Source organism: Nocardioides sp. WS12 (assembly GCF_014108865.1).
Taxonomy (GTDB): domain Bacteria; phylum Actinomycetota; class Actinomycetes; order Propionibacteriales; family Nocardioidaceae; genus Nocardioides.
On the sequence record NZ_CP053928.1, the window covers coordinates 813,165 to 827,711 of the forward strand.

Here is a 14,547-nt window from a genome sequence, read left to right on the forward strand (position 1 = left end):
CCGAATGGTGACCCAGGGCGACCCCGCCGAGGCGTTCGCCCGCATCCAGGCCCGGCATGCGCGGTGCGTGTGGCTCGACGGCGGCGGTGCCCGGGACTGGTCGCGGCGGAAGTCGCTGATCGGATGGCTCGAGGACGACGACGTCTCGATCAGCTATTCGGCGGCCTCGCGGGAAGTGACCCGGCACTCCGGTGGACGGTCCGAGGTCGTGGGAGATGACCCGTTCGTCGTACTCGAGGCGGAGCTGGCCGACGGCAGCCGGACCGACCAGTGGTTCGGTTACTTCGGGTACGCCGCGCGCCCCGACCTGCCGGCGCTCCCTGACCCGGACCTGCCCGATGCGGTGTGGCTGCGGCCCTCGCACATCCGCGAGTACGACCACCCGGTGGGGGTTTCGAGGCTCGCTGGCGCTCGCACCTCAACCACCGGGTCGGAGTCGTTGGTTGAGGTGCGAGGAGCGCCAGCGACGAGCCTCGAAACCACCCCGCCCGCCTACGCCACCGCCTTCACCACCGTCCAGGAGCACCTGCACGCGGGCAACTCCTACGAGGTCAACCTGACCTACCGCACCCGGACGCTGAGCACGCTCAGCCCGGCGGGCGCCTATCTCCGGCTGCGCACGCTCAACCCAGCGCCGTACGCGGGGTACCTGCAGCACGATGTCGCGGGCGCGGAGGCGTGGCTGCTGAGCTCGTCGCCCGAGAGGTACGCGCTGGTCACTGCCGACCGCACCCTGGAGACCAAGCCGATCAAGGGAACGACCGCCCGCGGGAGCACCCCCGACGAGGACGCGGCCGCCCGCGACCACCTCGCCCGCGATCCCAAGTTCCGCTCCGAGAACCTGATGATCGTCGACCTGCTCCGCAACGACCTGGCGATGGTGTGCGAGGTCGGCTCGGTCGACGTACCGACGCTGATGGAGGTCGAGTCCTACGCGTCGGTGCACCAACTGGTGTCGACGGTGCGCGGGCAGTTGCGCGACGACGTCACGACGGTGGGGGCGCTGCGGGCGCTGTTCCCGGCCGGATCGATGACCGGAGCCCCGAAGCTGCGCACGATGGAGATCATCGAGGAGGTCGAGGCGACGCCGCGCGGGGCGTACAGCGGCGCGTTCGGCTGGATCTCCGGCGACGGTCGCGCCGACCTCGGCGTCATCATCCGCACCCTCGTCTCGGCCGGCGACGACTACGTCCTCGGCACCGGGGGCGGGATCACGGTCGCCAGCGAGGTCGACGACGAGTACGACGAGACGCGGTGGAAGGCCGAGCGCCTGTTGCAGGCGATCGCGCCCTAGTAGCGTCCCCTCATGGTGACTCCCGCTGAGGCGATCGACCGGATCCAGGCGGCCTTCGGGGTGCACGGCGGCTCGCGCTCACTGCACGCCAAGGGCCGCTTCTACACCGGCACCTTCACTGCCACCCCCGCCGCCACGGAGCACGGCCGCGCCGCCCATCTGCAGGGCGAGCCGGTGCCGGTCCTGGTCCGCTGGTCCAACGGCGGCGGCGACCCGACGTCGCCCGACAAGGCGCCGGACGTGCGCGGCATGGCGGTTTCGTTCCGGCACCCCGACGGCGCGACCGACCTGCTGGGACAGACCGCGCCGCGCTTCCCGGTCCGAACCCCCGACGCCTTCGTCCGGATGGTCGAGGCCGCCCGGAAGCCGGCGGCGCTGCCGGGGTTCCTGTTGCGTCACCCCAGCGCGCTGCCCGCGCTCGCCGTCAACGCCAAGGCTGGTGCGTTGGTCCCGCCGAAGAGCTTCGCCGCGGCGACGTTCTTCCCGATCCACGCCTACCTCTGGACGTCGTCCACCGGGATCGAGCGCTGGGTGCGCTACGTCCTGCGCCCGCTCGACGAGGAGGCCGGCCGGCCTTCCGGCACCTTCGGCGGCGCCGACCGGCTCTTCGACGAGATGGAGGCTCGCCTCGCCAAGGGGCCGGTGCGGTTCACGCTCGAGGTGACCATCGCGTCCGATGGCGATGACCCGCACGACCCGATGTCGGTGTGGCGCGGGGTCGAGACGTTCGACGCCGGCACGATCGAGGTAACGTCCATCGCCCCCGATCCGGAGACCGACGGCAAGGTCACCGTCTTCGACCCGACCAGGGTCATCGACGGGATCGGCCTGTCCGACGACCCCATCCTGCTGTTCCGGCCGGGCGCCTACTCGGAGAGCGTCAACCGCCGGCTCTAGCTGGCTGGCTCTAGCTGGCTGGCGTGGGCGAACCCGCGCCGGACTTGTCGGCGTGGGCCGAGAGCTGGGTGAGCGTGGCTTCGACACCGCGCACGGCCCGCTCTTCGTCGTACGGCGCCGGGTCGACGACGTTGATGACCTCGAACAGATTCCCGTTCTGCACGAAGCCGGTGACGTACAGCTGGTCCTTGGCTGCGTCGACCACGATCCGCGCGCCATCGGCGAGGGCGACGGTCGGGTTGCGGACGTCGGCGCCCGCGGTCTGGCCCATCGCCTCCCAGAAGTCGTCGAGGCTGCCGCTGAACAGCTGGTAGTTCGCGGTGAGGGCGGCTTCGCCCGAGTCCTTCGCCGGCGCGAACCGGCACTCCGGCACGGTCGGGGTCCCAGCGTGCTCGGTCGTCGTGGAGCCGAAGTTCTTCAGCACGAACGCGGTGTCGAGCGCATCGCACGGGTTCCACAGCGCGGGCGTCTCGGTCGGCAGGTCCGGCTTCGTACCGACGTCCTCACCGCCGCAACCGGCCAGCACCAGCGGCAGTACGGCGACAGCAACCCCCGCACCTCGAGGGAGAAACCTCCGCACTTCGGAGGAGAAACCCCCGCACTTCGCGTCAAGCATCGTTCTTTTCCCGTCCGGGGAGCCGCAGGACCATCCGCGCCCCCCCACTTGCGTTGGCGGTGGCGTGTACGGAGCCGGAGTGGCGTTCGGCGACCTGGCGGACGATGGCCAGGCCCAGGCCGGAGCCGGGCAGGGTGCGGGCGTCGGGGGAGCGCCAGAAGCGATCGAAGATCCGCGGGCGGTCGGCCTCGTTGATCCCGGGCCCCTGGTCGTCGACGGTCAGCACGCCGTCGCTCAGGCGCACCGTCACCTGGCCGCCTTCCGGACTCCACTTGGCGGCGTTGTCGAGCAGGTTGGTCACGGCTCGTTCGAGTTCGGCGGCTTCGCCGATCACCCACCAGGGACGGGTGAAGACCTCGAACTCGAGGCTGGGCGCGCGTCGTCGTACCCGCTGGATGGCGTGGTCGACGACGTCGGCGAGGTCGACCGGCTCGACCTGGATCGGCATGGGTTCGTCGCGGGCCAGCGAGGTCAGGTCGCCGATCAGGGTGGTGAGCTCCTCGATCTGCGCCTGGACGTCGTCGAGCAGTTCCTCGCGGGCTTCGGGCGGCAGGTTGCGCATCCCGTCCGGCTGGCGCGCGGTCATGGTCAGCAGGTCGACGTTGGTGCGCAGCGCCGTGAGCGGCGTGCGCAGTTCGTGGCTCGCGTCGGCGACGAGTTGTCGCTGTCGAATACGGCTGGCGTCGAGGGCCACCAGCATGTGGTTGAACGCCGTCGCGAGGCGCGCGACCTCGTCGTCGCCCTCCACGGTGAGGGGCGTGAAGTCCTCCGTGCGGGCGATGTGTTCGACCGAATCGGTCAGCTTGCGTACCGGTCTCAGCCCGTTGCTCGCCACCGTCCAGCCGGCCAGCGCCGCGACGATCACACCGAAGGCGCCGAAGGCGATCGTGACCCAGCCCAGCCGTGACAGCGTGCGGTCCTGGTCCTCGAGCGGCTGGGCGATGACCAGCGCGATGCCCTCCTGCTGGGTCGGTACCGCCACCACGCGGTACCGCTCGCCGGCGATGAGCAGGGTGCGCAGGCTCGAGGAGTGCTCGCCCTTGGCGACGTCGATCTCGGGTGTGCCGAGCTCGATCGCCGGCCCGCGATCGAGGATCGCCGGGTTGCCCTTGTAGTCGACGAACGCGATCCGTACGTCGGCCGCGCCCAGCGCCCAGGGCGGTACTCCGCGCGCCCCGACCTCCAGCAGCGTGTCGGTCGCGGCCGCCTTGTTGGCGCGGTCCAGGAGCGAGTCGTCCAGGGCGTTCTGCATCTGCACGCGGGCGGTGAAGTAGGCGCCCACGGCCACCAGTGCCACGGACAGGCCGACCGCGATCGTGGTCAACCAGATCACCCGGCTGGCCAGTGAACGGCGGTAGTGCCAGCGGCCGTCACTGCCCGGCCGCATGGCGACCAGGCCCCAGGCACTCACCTGATCACTCGCTCACCACGCGTCACGACTCCGTCGCGCGCAGCACGTAACCGATGCCGCGGACGGTGTGGATCAGACGGGCCTCGTCGTCAGCCTCGGTCTTGCGGCGCAGGTAGCCGACGTAGACCTCGAGCGAGTTGGCGGTCGTGGGGAAGTCGTAGCCCCACACCTCTTCGAGGATGAAGGAGCGGTCCAGCACGCGACGCGGACGCCGCAGGAACATCTCCAGCAGCGTGAACTCGGTGCGCGTCAGTTCGATGTGGCGGGTGCCGCGCAGCACCTCGCGGGTCGTGACGTTCATGGTGAGGTCGGCGAAGGAGAGCACCTCCTCCTCAGCGCCGTCCTCGGCGGGGACGACCCGGCGCAGCAACGCGCGCAGCCGGGCCAGCAGTTCCTCGAGCGCGAACGGCTTCGTGAGGTAGTCGTCCGCACCGGCGTCGAGACCCTCGACCCGGTCGCCGACGGCATCGCGGGCGGTCAACACGATCACGGGTACGTCGTTGCCGGCCGCGCGCAACGCACGCGTCGTCTCCAGGCCGTCGAGCTTGGGCATCATCACGTCCATCACCACCACGTCGGGGGCGAGCGCACCGATCCCCGCGAGGGCTTCGGCTCCGTCGCCGGCCAGGTGGACGTCGTACCCATTGAAGACGAGGGAGCGCTTCAGCGACTCACGCACCGCGCGGTCGTCGTCGACGACGAGCACACGAGCAGGCGGGACAGGGCGGGACACGACACCATCATGGCTGATGGGCCTGAAGGCGACCTGAGAGGCGCGTCGTCAGCCCAGGTCCGCGGGACACCCCGCCGGCTTCGGGTCGGCGTCGAAGCAGAACCCGTAGCTGGGGAGCGGCGGCAACGGGTCAGGCGCGGGCAGTCGCAGCCGCGGGTCCTCGGCGATCTCGAGCATCGCCCGACTGCTGAGCTGCAGCTTCTCCTTCAGATCGGCGATCGTCAGGCCGGCCGGCGGTTCGGAGAGCCGCTCGCCCACGAAGACCTCGAGCCGGCCCGTCGCGCGGTCGGCAGGGACGACGAGGTTGTGGGAGGCGCTCTTGAGGGTGGGGTTGATGTACCAGTACTCGATGGCAGTGCGGCCGTCGCCGGTCGTGACGTCGGTGCACTCCGCGAGGACATCTCCGCTGGCCTGGAACTGGCCGCAGTCCCAGTCGTAGTACGACCCGCCGTCGCTGGGCTCGTGTTCGGCACGGATGTCGAGGCGCCGGATGTCGATGGTGGTGCGGACCGACCACGCGGTCGCGTCGGCCCTCTCGCCCACGGCCAGTTCGCGCGGGAAGCCGTCGCTCAGGTTCGTGGAGGCGACGCTCCAGGACCGTGCGGTGACTTCGGGGTCGACTGCGCCGGGGAACGAGTCGGTCGCCACCTGTTTCATCAGCTCCGCGATGGCGAACTCGTCGGCCACGGGGGGAACGTCTGTGGTGCTGTCCGTCGTGGGTCCGTCGGTCGTCCCGCCGGTGGTCGGATCGGTGGTCGGATCGGTACGCCGGGCGGACGGGTCGTCCTTCGCGATCAGGATCGCCGCCGTCGTACCGCCGCCGACCAGCGCCAGGGCGAGCATGACCGCGCCGACGATCAAGCCGGTACGACGCCGGGGGGTCGCCGGTCCGGGTGGCCTCCACGGCGGGGGCGCGGCGGTGGGCGCGACCGTGGGAGCGACGGGCGGCGGTGCCGGCACGTACGGAGGCGGAGCGGCGGGAGCCGCCGCCTGCGGAACGGAGGGGCCGGGAGCCGCCGCCTGCGGAACGGAGGGGCCGGGAGCCGTCTGCCCGTCCAGCACCCCGCGATCCAGCACCCCGGCCGCGACACCGAGCACCGCAACCGCCCACCGGCTCGGGGCGACGTCGGTGGCCGCCCGGTCCCGCGCGAGCTGGTCACCGGCAGCGGCGACGGCCATGTGCGGGTCCCCGCCGTGCGTGATGTCGCGCTGCATCCGGTCGAACGCGCCCTGGCGGACCGCGTCGACCAGCAGGTTGATCACGCCCCGGCTGGCCGCCTCGGGGGTGAGGAAGTCATCGAGCGCCGCACCGAAGCTCGCGGCGTCGGACAGGATCCCGTTGCCGGTGCGCGCGAGGAGGTCGGTGAGTTCGTCCGAGAGGGCCACGTCGCGAGTCTGTCAGAGGTAACGGGCCGCGATCTTGGCCGCCCGGGCGCCGTACTGACCACCGAACAGGCACGCGTGCACGAGCAACGGGAAGAGCTGGTGGAAGCCCAGCCGGTCCTCCCAGCCGTCCGCGAGCGGTGCGGCTTCCTCGTACGCCGCCATCACCTGGGGCAACTGGGGGAGACCGAAGAGGGCCAGCATGGCCACGTCCATCTCGCGATGGCCGCCGTATGCCGCGGGGTCGATGACGACGGCGCGGTCGTCGTTTGTCCAGAGCACGTTGCCGTTCCACAGGTCGCCGTGGATGCGGGCGGGCGGCTCGATGGGGAGGATCTCGGGGCCGCGGGCGACGGCTGCCTCGATCGTGGCGCCGTCCTCGGCGCTGACGATGTCCTTGGCGCGCAGCACCTTGAGGTACGGCGCGATCCGGCGCTCGGCGTAGAACTCGGCCCACGTGGGTGCGGGACGGTTGGGCATCGGCAGTCGTCCGATGTAGCCGTCGGCGTCGAAGCCGAAGAAGTCGGGGCTGGCGGCGTGGGTCGCGGCGAGGGCGCGGCCGAAGCGGCCAGCCGCCTCTGCGCCCGGCCGGCCCGTCTCGATCCACTGGAGGATCACGCAGTCATCAGCCACCGCCATCACCTCGGGGGTCGGGACGCCGCCGTCGGGCGTGGCCTCGGCCAGCCAGCGCAGCCCGGCGGCCTCGCGCTCGTAGAAGTGCGGGGGCGCCGTACCGAGGGTCTTGAAGAGGGCCGTCTTGCCGTTGGACAGGCGCACCTTGACCGCAGTCGAGATGTCGCCACCGGCCACGGGCGCGGTGGCCACGACGGCGGACCCGAGCAGTTGCTCAGCCCGACCGGCGATGACCGGTTGCCGCGCCATCAGGTCCTCTCAGGTCCACTCAGGTAGTTGGAGGATCAGGCCTGTCCCTTGAGCGCCCGCGGGATCCCTCGACCCTGCTCGATGGCGCGCTCGGGTGCCTTGACCTTCTTGAAACTCCGGATGCCGAGCAGCACCAGGAGGACAGCGACCAGCACGTAGAACCCGAAGACGATCAGGAACGCCCAGTGCAGGTCCAGGCCGTCGCCGTTCCAGTGGATCAGGAACGCGATGGCGATCGAGAGCATGATGACGGCGAGGGTCAGGATGAACAGCGCCGCACCGAGGAACACCGCGCCCATCCCGCCGGCGGTCACACTGACCTTGAGTTCCGACTTGGCGAGCTGGATCTCCTTGCGCATGAGCGTGGAGAAGTCGGTCTGCGCGTCCTTGATCAGGCGCCCGATGGTGGGCTCTTCCCGGATCGGTTCGATGGCCATGCGACCGACCTTACCGACATCGATAGACTCCCTGTCAGGTGAGCCGGGAAGTCTGGTCGGCAGACGATCTCCCCTGCCCACTTGATCCCGGAGGCCTCCGTGCCCGATTCCCCCCACTCGCCCGACGACCTCTGGCGCCAGGGCCCGGTGTGGACGGCCAGCGAGAAGCCCCTGGCGAAGTATGTCGCCCGTCCGATGCGGGAGTTCCTCCACGTCGAATCCGCCGGGTCGATCCTGTTGCTCGCGGCGACCGTGATCGCCCTGCTCTGGGTCAACCTCCCGGTCGACGGTTGGGCCGCCGGGTACGACCACTTCTGGCACACCCCGATCGCGCTCGACATCGGCAGCTGGCGGATGGAGGAGTCGCTGCAGCACTGGGTCAACGACGGCCTGATGACGATCTTCTTCTTCGTGGTCGGCCTGGAGATCAAGTACGAACTGGTCCATGGCGACCTGCGTGACCCCCGCACCGCGGCTCTTCCGATCATCGCGGCGGTCGGCGGCATGGCCGTCCCGGCACTGGTGTTCGTGGCCATCGCGGGGGTGGCGAGGCCGGGGCGGGCTGGGGGATCCCGATGGCGACCGACATCGCCTTCGCGGTCGGTGTCCTCGGGGTGCTCGGTCGCCGGATCCCGTCGGCCGCCCGGCTGTTCCTGCTGACGCTCGCGATCGTCGACGACATCGGCGCGATCATCGTGATCGCGGTGTTCTACACCGCCGACCTGTCCTGGGGCTGGCTCGGCCTCGCCGTCGGCCTGCTCGGCGTGATGGCACTCCTGCGCGCCGCGCGGGTCTGGGCGATCCCGGTCTACTGGGTCCTCGGCATCGTCATCTGGTTCGCCGTGCTCGAGTCCGGGGTCCACGCCACGCTCGCCGGCGTCGCGATCGGCCTGATGACACCGGCCGTTGCGCTGCTCAAGCCCGACGTCGCGAAGGAGTTCGCGCGCGGCGCGCTCCGGGACAACGACCTCGACGCCGAGGAACTGCACCGGATGCGGTTCCTGCTCGCCGAATCGGTCCCCATCGCCGAACGGCTCCAGTCGCGCCTGCACCCCGTGTCGTCGTACGTCGTCCTGCCGGTGTTCGCGCTCGCCAACGCCGGTGTGGCGCTGGGTGATGGGGCGCTCGGCGATGCCCTGTCCTCGACCGTCGCCCTGGGTATCGGCGCCGGACTCGTGCTCGGCAAGCCGGTGGGCATCGCCCTCGCCTGCTTCATCGCGATCCGCCTGGGCATCGCCCGGATGCCCGAGGACACGAACTGGGGTCAGGTGATCGGTGTCGGCGCGGTCGCGGGCATCGGCTTCACGGTCTCCCTCTTCATCGCGGGGCTGTCGTACCCCGGCTCGGCCCTGCTGGCCGACGACGCGAAGGTCGGGATCCTGCTCGCTTCCGTGCTGGCCGCGGTCATCGGTGTGGTGGTCCTGCTGCTCGCATCGCGTGCACCAGCGTCGGAAAACGCGGCTGAATCGGGCGTCTGAGGGCCTGGCCGCGGCACGTTTCCCGACCCTCGTGCTCGCCCGTCGGTCCTGTGGCTAGAACGGCACCGCGGTCGCGAGCAGCCCTTCGCCCTGACCGCGGCCCGACAGCACCCGGCAGAACTCGACGGCATCCATCTCGATGACCGGCCCATTGCCGTCGGACCGCCAGGAGCCACCGGCCGGGCCGGTGAGGTCCAGGCAGTACGGCCGTCCGTGGCGGGCGGCCCATTCGTCAACGACATCCGCGACGATCCGGCCGTCGTGCTCGGCGGACAGGGCAGGTGCGGTGCCCGTCGCGGTGGCGAGGTCGACCCGGTGCATCCAGGTGTCGCGGGTGAGGATCACGTCGATCAGGTAGCCGAGCGACCACGTCTCGTCCACGCCCTGCACCGACTGCGCCACGGGCATCGCCATCCGGCGCACGAAGAAAGGTGTCATCCGGCGCCCGCGGGCAGCGCGGGGTGCGAGCGCACGGGCATCGCCCACGAGCCGCTTGGGGGAGTGGTCGGCACGTTCGCGCACCTGCAGGTCGGTCAGCGCGTCGATCATGGCGATGCCACGGCTCGAGGCGTCGGCCATGGCGATCTTGCGCTGGCGTGCTCCCTCACGGATGCCGGCCGCCATCGCGGCCATGCCGACGACATGGCTGGTCAACTGCCGGACGTCCCACGCAGGGCAGTCCGTGGAGCGTTTCCAGTCGGCGGCGTCGAGTGCTGCGACGGTGTCGGCGAAGCGGCGGTACTCCTCGGCGGCGAGTGCCATCGCCGTACGACGGTCCAGAGCGGAGCGTCGAAGCCCCGGTGCGGTGGTGGTCTGGTTCATGGTCCTGCTCATCTCTTGCGTGCCGCCTTCGTGGCGGCTGGCGAGTGCTTCGGGACGCCGATGGCGTCCGCCCACATGTCGATGGCCCGTTCGAGGAGCCGCGAGTAGCGGTCTCCGCGGGGGTCGTTGGCCAGCTGCTGGTCGATCAGGCCGCCGATGAGGGCCAACCAGATGTCGACGTCGGCGCTGTCGGTGACGCCGCACCCAGCGAGCATGGCGCGGCACTGCTCGAGGACCCGGACGGCCGGTGCGTAGGCATCGGCGCTGGGCTCGAAGCCGGGGATCGTGCGCTGGTTCATCAACTGGTGGCGAGCCAGGTCCGCAACGGCGAAGTCGAAGAACCCGCGCGCGATCTTCGCGATGGCGACCCGGGGGTGCTCGGGCAGCGGTTCGAGCGCGGCGGCGGACTCCTCGTAGGTCAGCCAGGCCTCGGCGTACATGGCGTCGTAGATGGCGTTCTTGGAGGCGAAGTGCGAGTACAGCGAGGGTGGCTGCATCCCGACCTCACGGGCGATGTCGCGCAGCGTGATGTTCGCGAGCCCGACGTCCCGGGCCTGGCTCCACGCGGCATCGAGGATTTCCCGGCGTACGCCCTCACGCCGTTCGGCAATCCTATTGCGACTAGGTGTTCCTAACACAGTTAGGAGAATGCGCCTGGTGCTGACCCCTTGTCAAGAGGTACCGGGGAGCACCTGTGCTCCACCCAGGAACCGCTCCACGGTGATCCGCACGGCCACGCGCTCGGCACTCGGCGACGGCGGGCGGTACCGGGCGGCGTACATCTCACAGGCGCGAGCGATCGAGGCCTCGTCCTCGAGGACCTCGCCGGTCCCGACGACGCTCGCCCAGCGGCCGCGATCGACCTGGGTGATCGACAGCCGCGGGTCGCGGCGGATGTTGGCGATCTTCTGCGAGCCACGCCGGGTGATCACCCAGGCGCACTGCTGCTCGAGGTCGAGCGTCGCTCCCACGGGTACGGCGTGCGGTGCCCCGTGTCGATCGAGGGTGCTCAGGGTGCAGAGGTGGTACTCGGTCCAAAAGTCGCGCAGCGGTGCGGGCAGGGCCGACCAGTCGACGGGATGCAGTACGGGCACGTTCGATCTCCTCAGGTGCCGCAGAAGGTCTGGTACTGGCCGAAGTCGTCGGGCGCCGGCTCCGCGAACCGCGCCAGCCCGGGGCGCGCAGTGAACGGTGCGCGGACCGCGTCGACCAGTTGGGTCACTGGTCCGAGGTCCCCGTCCGTGGCTGCAGCCAGCGCTTCCTCGACCAGGTGGTTGCGGGCGATGTAGAGCGGGTTGACCCGATCCATCGCGTCGGCGTCCGGGTTCAGCGCCTGCCACCGGCCGAGCCACTCGTCGATCGCCGGCAGGTCGAGGAAGAGGCTGCGGACCGGCTCGGCATCGCCCCGGGCAGCCGCACCCAGGTGGCGCCAGAAGGTCGTGTGGTCGACGTGGCTCGCGCTGAGCAGGTCGAGCACGTCGGCGGCCAGTCCCTGCGCGTCCGCCGCGGGAGCCAGGCCCAGCTTGGCGAGCATGCCGGCGGACCACGCGGCGTCGTACTCCGTGCGGAAGGACGCGAGCGCCTCGCTCGCGATCTCCACGGCGCGCTCCCGGTCATCGGCGAACAGGGGGAGTAGCGCTTCGGCGAAGCGGGCGAGGTTCCACTCGGCCGCCACCGGCTGGTTCGCGTAGGCGTAGCGCCCGCCGCTGTCGATGGAACTGAAGACGGTCGACGGCTCGAAGACGTCGAGGAAGGCGCACGGGCCGTAGTCGATGGTCTCGCCCGAGATCGTCATGTTGTCGGTGTTCATCACGCCGTGCACGAACCCGACGAGCATCCACCGCGCGATGAGGTCGGCCTGCGCGGCCACGACGGCGCGGAAGAAGGCGAGGTACGGCTCCGGATCCGATGCGACCTCCGGGTAGTGGCGCGCGATGGCGTGGTCGGCCAGCCGGCGCAGCAGGTCGTCGTCACGGATCCCCTGGGCGTACTGGAAGGAGCCGACCCGTAGGTGGCTGCTCGCAATCCGGGTCAGTACGGCGCCCGGCAGGACGGTCTCGCGACGGACATCGCGCCCGGTGGCGACCACGGCGAGCGAGCGCGTGGTCGGAATGCCGAGGGCGTGCATGGCCTCGCTGACGACGTACTCACGGAGCATCGGTCCGACCGCTGCGAGCCCGTCTCCGCCGCGTGCGTGGGGCGTACGACCTGAGCCCTTGAGGGCGACGTCGCGCAGGTTGCCTGCTGTGTCCGTCAGCTCGCCCAGGAGCAGCGCCCGCCCGTCGCCCAGCTTCGTGAAGCCGCCGAACTGGTGGCCGGCATAGGCCTGCGCGACCGGCGTGCTCCCGGTCGGCGGCTCGGTCCCGGTCAGCAGGCCGAGACCCTCCGCGCTGCCGAGCCGTTCCGGGGCGAGGCCCAGCTCGGCAGCGAGCGGTTCGTTGAGGACGAGCAGTCGGGGACTCGGAGTCGCGGCCGCCTGCCAGGGCACGGCGAGCTCCGGCAGCGCGGTCGCGAAGTCCGCCTGGAGCGTGGCGACGCCGGGGAGTGCCGTGGTCATGGTTCGAGCCTACGGACCCCCGGCGATCACTCGTCCGTCGACGTGGTCTGGCCGGCGGAGATCAGGTCCATGATCGAGGCGTCGGCCAGGGTCTGGGTGTCGCCGACGGTGCGGCCCTCGGCGACGTCCCTCAGGAGGCGGCGCATGATCTTGCCCGAGCGGGTCTTGGGGAGCTCGGGGACGATCATGATCTGCCGGGGCTTGGCGATCGGGCCGATCTCCTTGCGGACGTGGTCGGACAGCTCCTTGATGATGCCTGCGTTGTCTGCTGCCGCCGCCGCCTCGAACTCCTCGCGGAGGATGACGTAGGCGACCACGGCCTGGCCGGTGTCGGGGTCGTTGGCCCCGACGACGGCGGACTCGGCGACCTTGGGGTGCGAGACCAGTGCGGATTCGATCTCGGTGGTGGAGAGGCGGTGGCCGGACACGTTCATGACGTCGTCGACGCGTCCAAGGAGCCAGATGTCGCCGTCCTCGTCCTTCTTCGCACCGTCGCCGGCGAAGTAGAAGCCTTCCTTCCGGAACCGCGACCAGTAGGTCTCTGCGTAACGGTCGTCGTCGCCCCAGATGGTGCGCAGCATGGAGGGCCACGGGGAGGTGATCACGAGGTAGCCACCGGAGCCGTTGGGGACCGAGTGGCCGTCGTCGTCGACGACGTCGGCGTCGATGCCGGGGATCGCGGTCATCGCCGAGCCGGGCTTGCCCGCGGTCACACCGGGCAGCGGGGAGATCATCACCGACCCGGTCTCGGTCTGCCACCACGTGTCGACCACGGGGGTGCGGTCGCCACCAATGACGTTGCGGTACCAGATGTAGGCCTCGGGGTTGATCGATTCGCCGACCGAGCCGAGGATCCGCAGCGAGGACATGTCGAACTTGTCGGGGATCTCGCGGCCCTGCTTCATGAAGGACCGGATCGCGGTGGGTGCGGTGTAGAAGAGCGTGACCTTGTAGTCCTGGATGATCTGCCACCACCGGCCGCGTTCGGGGGCGTCGGGGGTGCCTTCGTAGACGACCTGCGTGACGCCGTTGGCCAGCGGTCCGTAGACGATGTAGGAGTGGCCGGTGACCCAGCCGATGTCGGCGGTGCACCAGTAGACGTCGGTCTCGGGCTTGAGGTCGAACACCGCGTTGTGGGTGTAGGAGGCTCCGGTGAGGTAGCCGCCGGTGGTGTGCAGGATCCCCTTCGGCTTGCCGGTGGTGCCGGAGGTGTACATGACGTAGAGCGGGTGCTCGGCGTCGAACGCCTCAGGGGTGTGGTCGGTCGAGGACTCGTCGACGACCTCGTGCCACCAGTTGTCGATCGCGGAGTTGAACTCCACGTCCTGGCCGGTACGACGGACCACGAGCACGTTCTCCACGATGGCCGTGTTGACGTTGTCGATCTTGACCAGCGCCTCGTCCACGGCCGGCTTGAGTGCGGCGGGGGCACCGCGGCGGTAGCCGCCGTCGGCGGTGATGACGAGCTTGGCGCCGCAGTCCTCGATCCGGGACGCGAGGGCCTCGGCGGAGAAGCCGCCGAACACGACCGTGTGCGGTGCGCCCAGGCGGGCGCAGGCCAGCATCGCGATGATCGCCTCGGGGATCATCGGCAGGTAGATCGCGACCCGGTCACCGGCCTCGATGCCGAGCTCGGTGATCGCGTTCGCGGCCTTCGAGACCTCGTCCTTCAGCTCGCGGTAGGTGATGTCGCGCGTGTCATCGAGAGGCTCGCCGACCCAGTGGATCGCGACCCGGTCACCGTTGCCGGCCTCGACGTGCCGGTCCACACAGTTGTACGACGCATTGAGCGTGCCGCCCACGAACCACTTCGCGAACGGGGGGTTCGACCAGTCGAGGACCTGGTCCCACTTCGTGGCCCAGGACAACCGGTCGGCCTGGGCGGCCCAGAAGCCTTCGCGGTCGGCCTTCGCGGCGTCGTACGCATCGGCCTTCACGTTCGCGGCAGCAGCCAGGTCGGCCGGAGGCTCGAAACGGCGCTCCTCGCGCGACAGGTTGGCGAGGGTCTCTTCGTGGTCGGTCACTACCGGGCCTTTC

15 protein-coding genes are annotated in these 14,547 nt (G+C 70.4%); 4 read left to right on the forward strand and 11 right to left on the reverse strand.

Going from position 1 to position 14,547, the window contains the following annotated elements; all coding sequences use genetic code 11:
• The first annotated feature begins 4 nt into the window (after positions 1-4).
• Together HRC28_RS03690 and HRC28_RS03695 are read left to right on the forward strand one after the other, a co-directional pair.
• Positions 5-1,294, forward strand: coding sequence for an anthranilate synthase component I family protein (locus HRC28_RS03690; RefSeq protein ID WP_182378840.1), 1,290 nt, complete (start codon positions 5-7; stop codon positions 1,292-1,294).
• 12 nt (positions 1,295-1,306) lie between these two features.
• Entirely contained in the window at positions 1,307-2,191 is an 885-nt protein-coding gene (locus tag HRC28_RS03695) for a catalase (protein WP_182378841.1), read from the forward strand.
• 10 nt (positions 2,192-2,201) lie between these two features.
• Here HRC28_RS03695 and HRC28_RS03700 read toward each other — a convergent pair whose 3' ends face one another.
• Genes HRC28_RS03700 through HRC28_RS03725 form a run of 6 tightly spaced genes read right to left on the reverse strand, consistent with a single transcriptional unit; the run spans position 2,202 to position 7,653 of the window.
• A complete protein-coding gene (locus HRC28_RS03700) occupies positions 2,202-2,807 on the reverse strand; it encodes a hypothetical protein (protein WP_182378842.1) in 606 nt (201 codons plus the stop codon).
• A complete protein-coding gene (locus HRC28_RS03705) occupies positions 2,800-4,218 on the reverse strand; it encodes a HAMP domain-containing sensor histidine kinase (RefSeq protein WP_237111685.1) in 1,419 nt (472 codons plus the stop codon). The genes HRC28_RS03700 and HRC28_RS03705 overlap by 8 nt, the downstream gene beginning before the upstream one ends.
• 22 nt (positions 4,219-4,240) lie before the next feature.
• Positions 4,241-4,951 (reverse strand): response regulator transcription factor, encoded by a 711-nt coding sequence (locus HRC28_RS03710; protein WP_182378843.1) that lies wholly within the window; start codon positions 4,949-4,951, stop codon positions 4,241-4,243.
• Between the two features lie 48 nt (positions 4,952-4,999).
• Positions 5,000-6,337 carry a hypothetical protein gene (locus HRC28_RS03715; protein WP_182378844.1) on the reverse strand — a complete coding sequence of 446 codons (1,338 nt, stop codon included), beginning with the start codon at positions 6,335-6,337 and terminating at the stop codon, positions 5,000-5,002.
• A gap of 12 nt (positions 6,338-6,349) precedes the next feature.
• Positions 6,350-7,216, reverse strand: coding sequence for a fructosamine kinase family protein (locus HRC28_RS03720; RefSeq protein ID WP_182378845.1), 867 nt, complete (start codon positions 7,214-7,216; stop codon positions 6,350-6,352).
• A 35-nt stretch (positions 7,217-7,251) separates the two neighbouring features.
• Positions 7,252-7,653 carry a phage holin family protein gene (locus HRC28_RS03725; RefSeq protein ID WP_182378846.1) on the reverse strand — a complete coding sequence of 134 codons (402 nt, stop codon included), beginning with the start codon at positions 7,651-7,653 and terminating at the stop codon, positions 7,252-7,254.
• 99 nt (positions 7,654-7,752) lie between these two features.
• Here HRC28_RS03725 and HRC28_RS25565 point away from each other — a divergent pair, with 99 nt between their 5' ends.
• The gene (locus tag HRC28_RS25565; RefSeq protein WP_182378847.1) at positions 7,753-8,313 is read left to right on the forward strand and encodes a Na+/H+ antiporter NhaA; all 561 of its coding nucleotides are present in this window, start codon (positions 7,753-7,755) and stop codon (positions 8,311-8,313) included.
• Positions 8,229-9,131 (forward strand): Na+/H+ antiporter NhaA, encoded by a 903-nt coding sequence (gene nhaA, locus HRC28_RS03735; RefSeq protein ID WP_182378848.1) that lies wholly within the window; start codon positions 8,229-8,231, stop codon positions 9,129-9,131. Before HRC28_RS25565 ends, nhaA begins: the two co-directional genes overlap by 85 nt.
• A gap of 54 nt (positions 9,132-9,185) precedes the next feature.
• On the opposite strand, the gene HRC28_RS03740 is transcribed toward nhaA, so the two are convergent.
• From HRC28_RS03740 to acs, 5 genes are read right to left on the reverse strand one after another with little or no spacing between them, the layout of a single operon-like run.
• On the reverse strand, positions 9,186-9,953 hold the full coding sequence (locus HRC28_RS03740) for a maleylpyruvate isomerase family mycothiol-dependent enzyme (RefSeq protein WP_202033214.1): 768 nt from the start codon (positions 9,951-9,953) through the stop codon (positions 9,186-9,188).
• An 8-nt stretch (positions 9,954-9,961) separates the two neighbouring features.
• Positions 9,962-10,591, reverse strand: coding sequence for a TetR/AcrR family transcriptional regulator (locus HRC28_RS03745; protein WP_182378849.1), 630 nt, complete (start codon positions 10,589-10,591; stop codon positions 9,962-9,964).
• 33 nt (positions 10,592-10,624) lie between these two features.
• Complete coding sequence (locus HRC28_RS03750; RefSeq protein WP_237111686.1) at positions 10,625-11,047, reverse strand: PPOX class F420-dependent oxidoreductase; 423 nt, start codon at positions 11,045-11,047, stop codon at positions 10,625-10,627.
• A gap of 11 nt (positions 11,048-11,058) precedes the next feature.
• Positions 11,059-12,510 (reverse strand): protein adenylyltransferase SelO, encoded by a 1,452-nt coding sequence (locus HRC28_RS03755; protein WP_182378850.1) that lies wholly within the window; start codon positions 12,508-12,510, stop codon positions 11,059-11,061.
• Between the two features lie 26 nt (positions 12,511-12,536).
• Positions 12,537-14,534, reverse strand: coding sequence for an acetate--CoA ligase (gene acs / locus HRC28_RS03760; RefSeq protein ID WP_182378851.1), 1,998 nt, complete (start codon positions 14,532-14,534; stop codon positions 12,537-12,539).
• Positions 14,535-14,547: the final 13 nt, after the last annotated feature.

What these genes read in the sequence shown, in the direction of transcription:
- HRC28_RS03725 (WP_182378846.1), bottom strand. Translation starts at nt 7,653, where the DNA reads ATGGCCATCGAACCGATCCGGGAAGAGCCCACCATCGGGCGCCTGATC.
- nhaA (WP_182378848.1), top strand. Translation starts at nt 8,229, where the DNA reads ATGGCGACCGACATCGCCTTCGCGGTCGGTGTCCTCGGGGTGCTCGGT.
- HRC28_RS03690 (WP_182378840.1), top strand. Translation starts at nt 5, where the DNA reads ATGGTGACCCAGGGCGACCCCGCCGAGGCGTTCGCCCGCATCCAGGCC.
- HRC28_RS03695 (WP_182378841.1), top strand. Translation starts at nt 1,307, where the DNA reads ATGGTGACTCCCGCTGAGGCGATCGACCGGATCCAGGCGGCCTTCGGG.
- HRC28_RS03740 (WP_202033214.1), bottom strand. Translation starts at nt 9,953, where the DNA reads ATGAACCAGACCACCACCGCACCGGGGCTTCGACGCTCCGCTCTGGAC.
- HRC28_RS03755 (WP_182378850.1), bottom strand. Translation starts at nt 12,510, where the DNA reads ATGACCACGGCACTCCCCGGCGTCGCCACGCTCCAGGCGGACTTCGCG.
- HRC28_RS03700 (WP_182378842.1), bottom strand. Translation starts at nt 2,807, where the DNA reads ATGCTTGACGCGAAGTGCGGGGGTTTCTCCTCCGAAGTGCGGAGGTTT.
- HRC28_RS03720 (WP_182378845.1), bottom strand. Translation starts at nt 7,216, where the DNA reads ATGGCGCGGCAACCGGTCATCGCCGGTCGGGCTGAGCAACTGCTCGGG.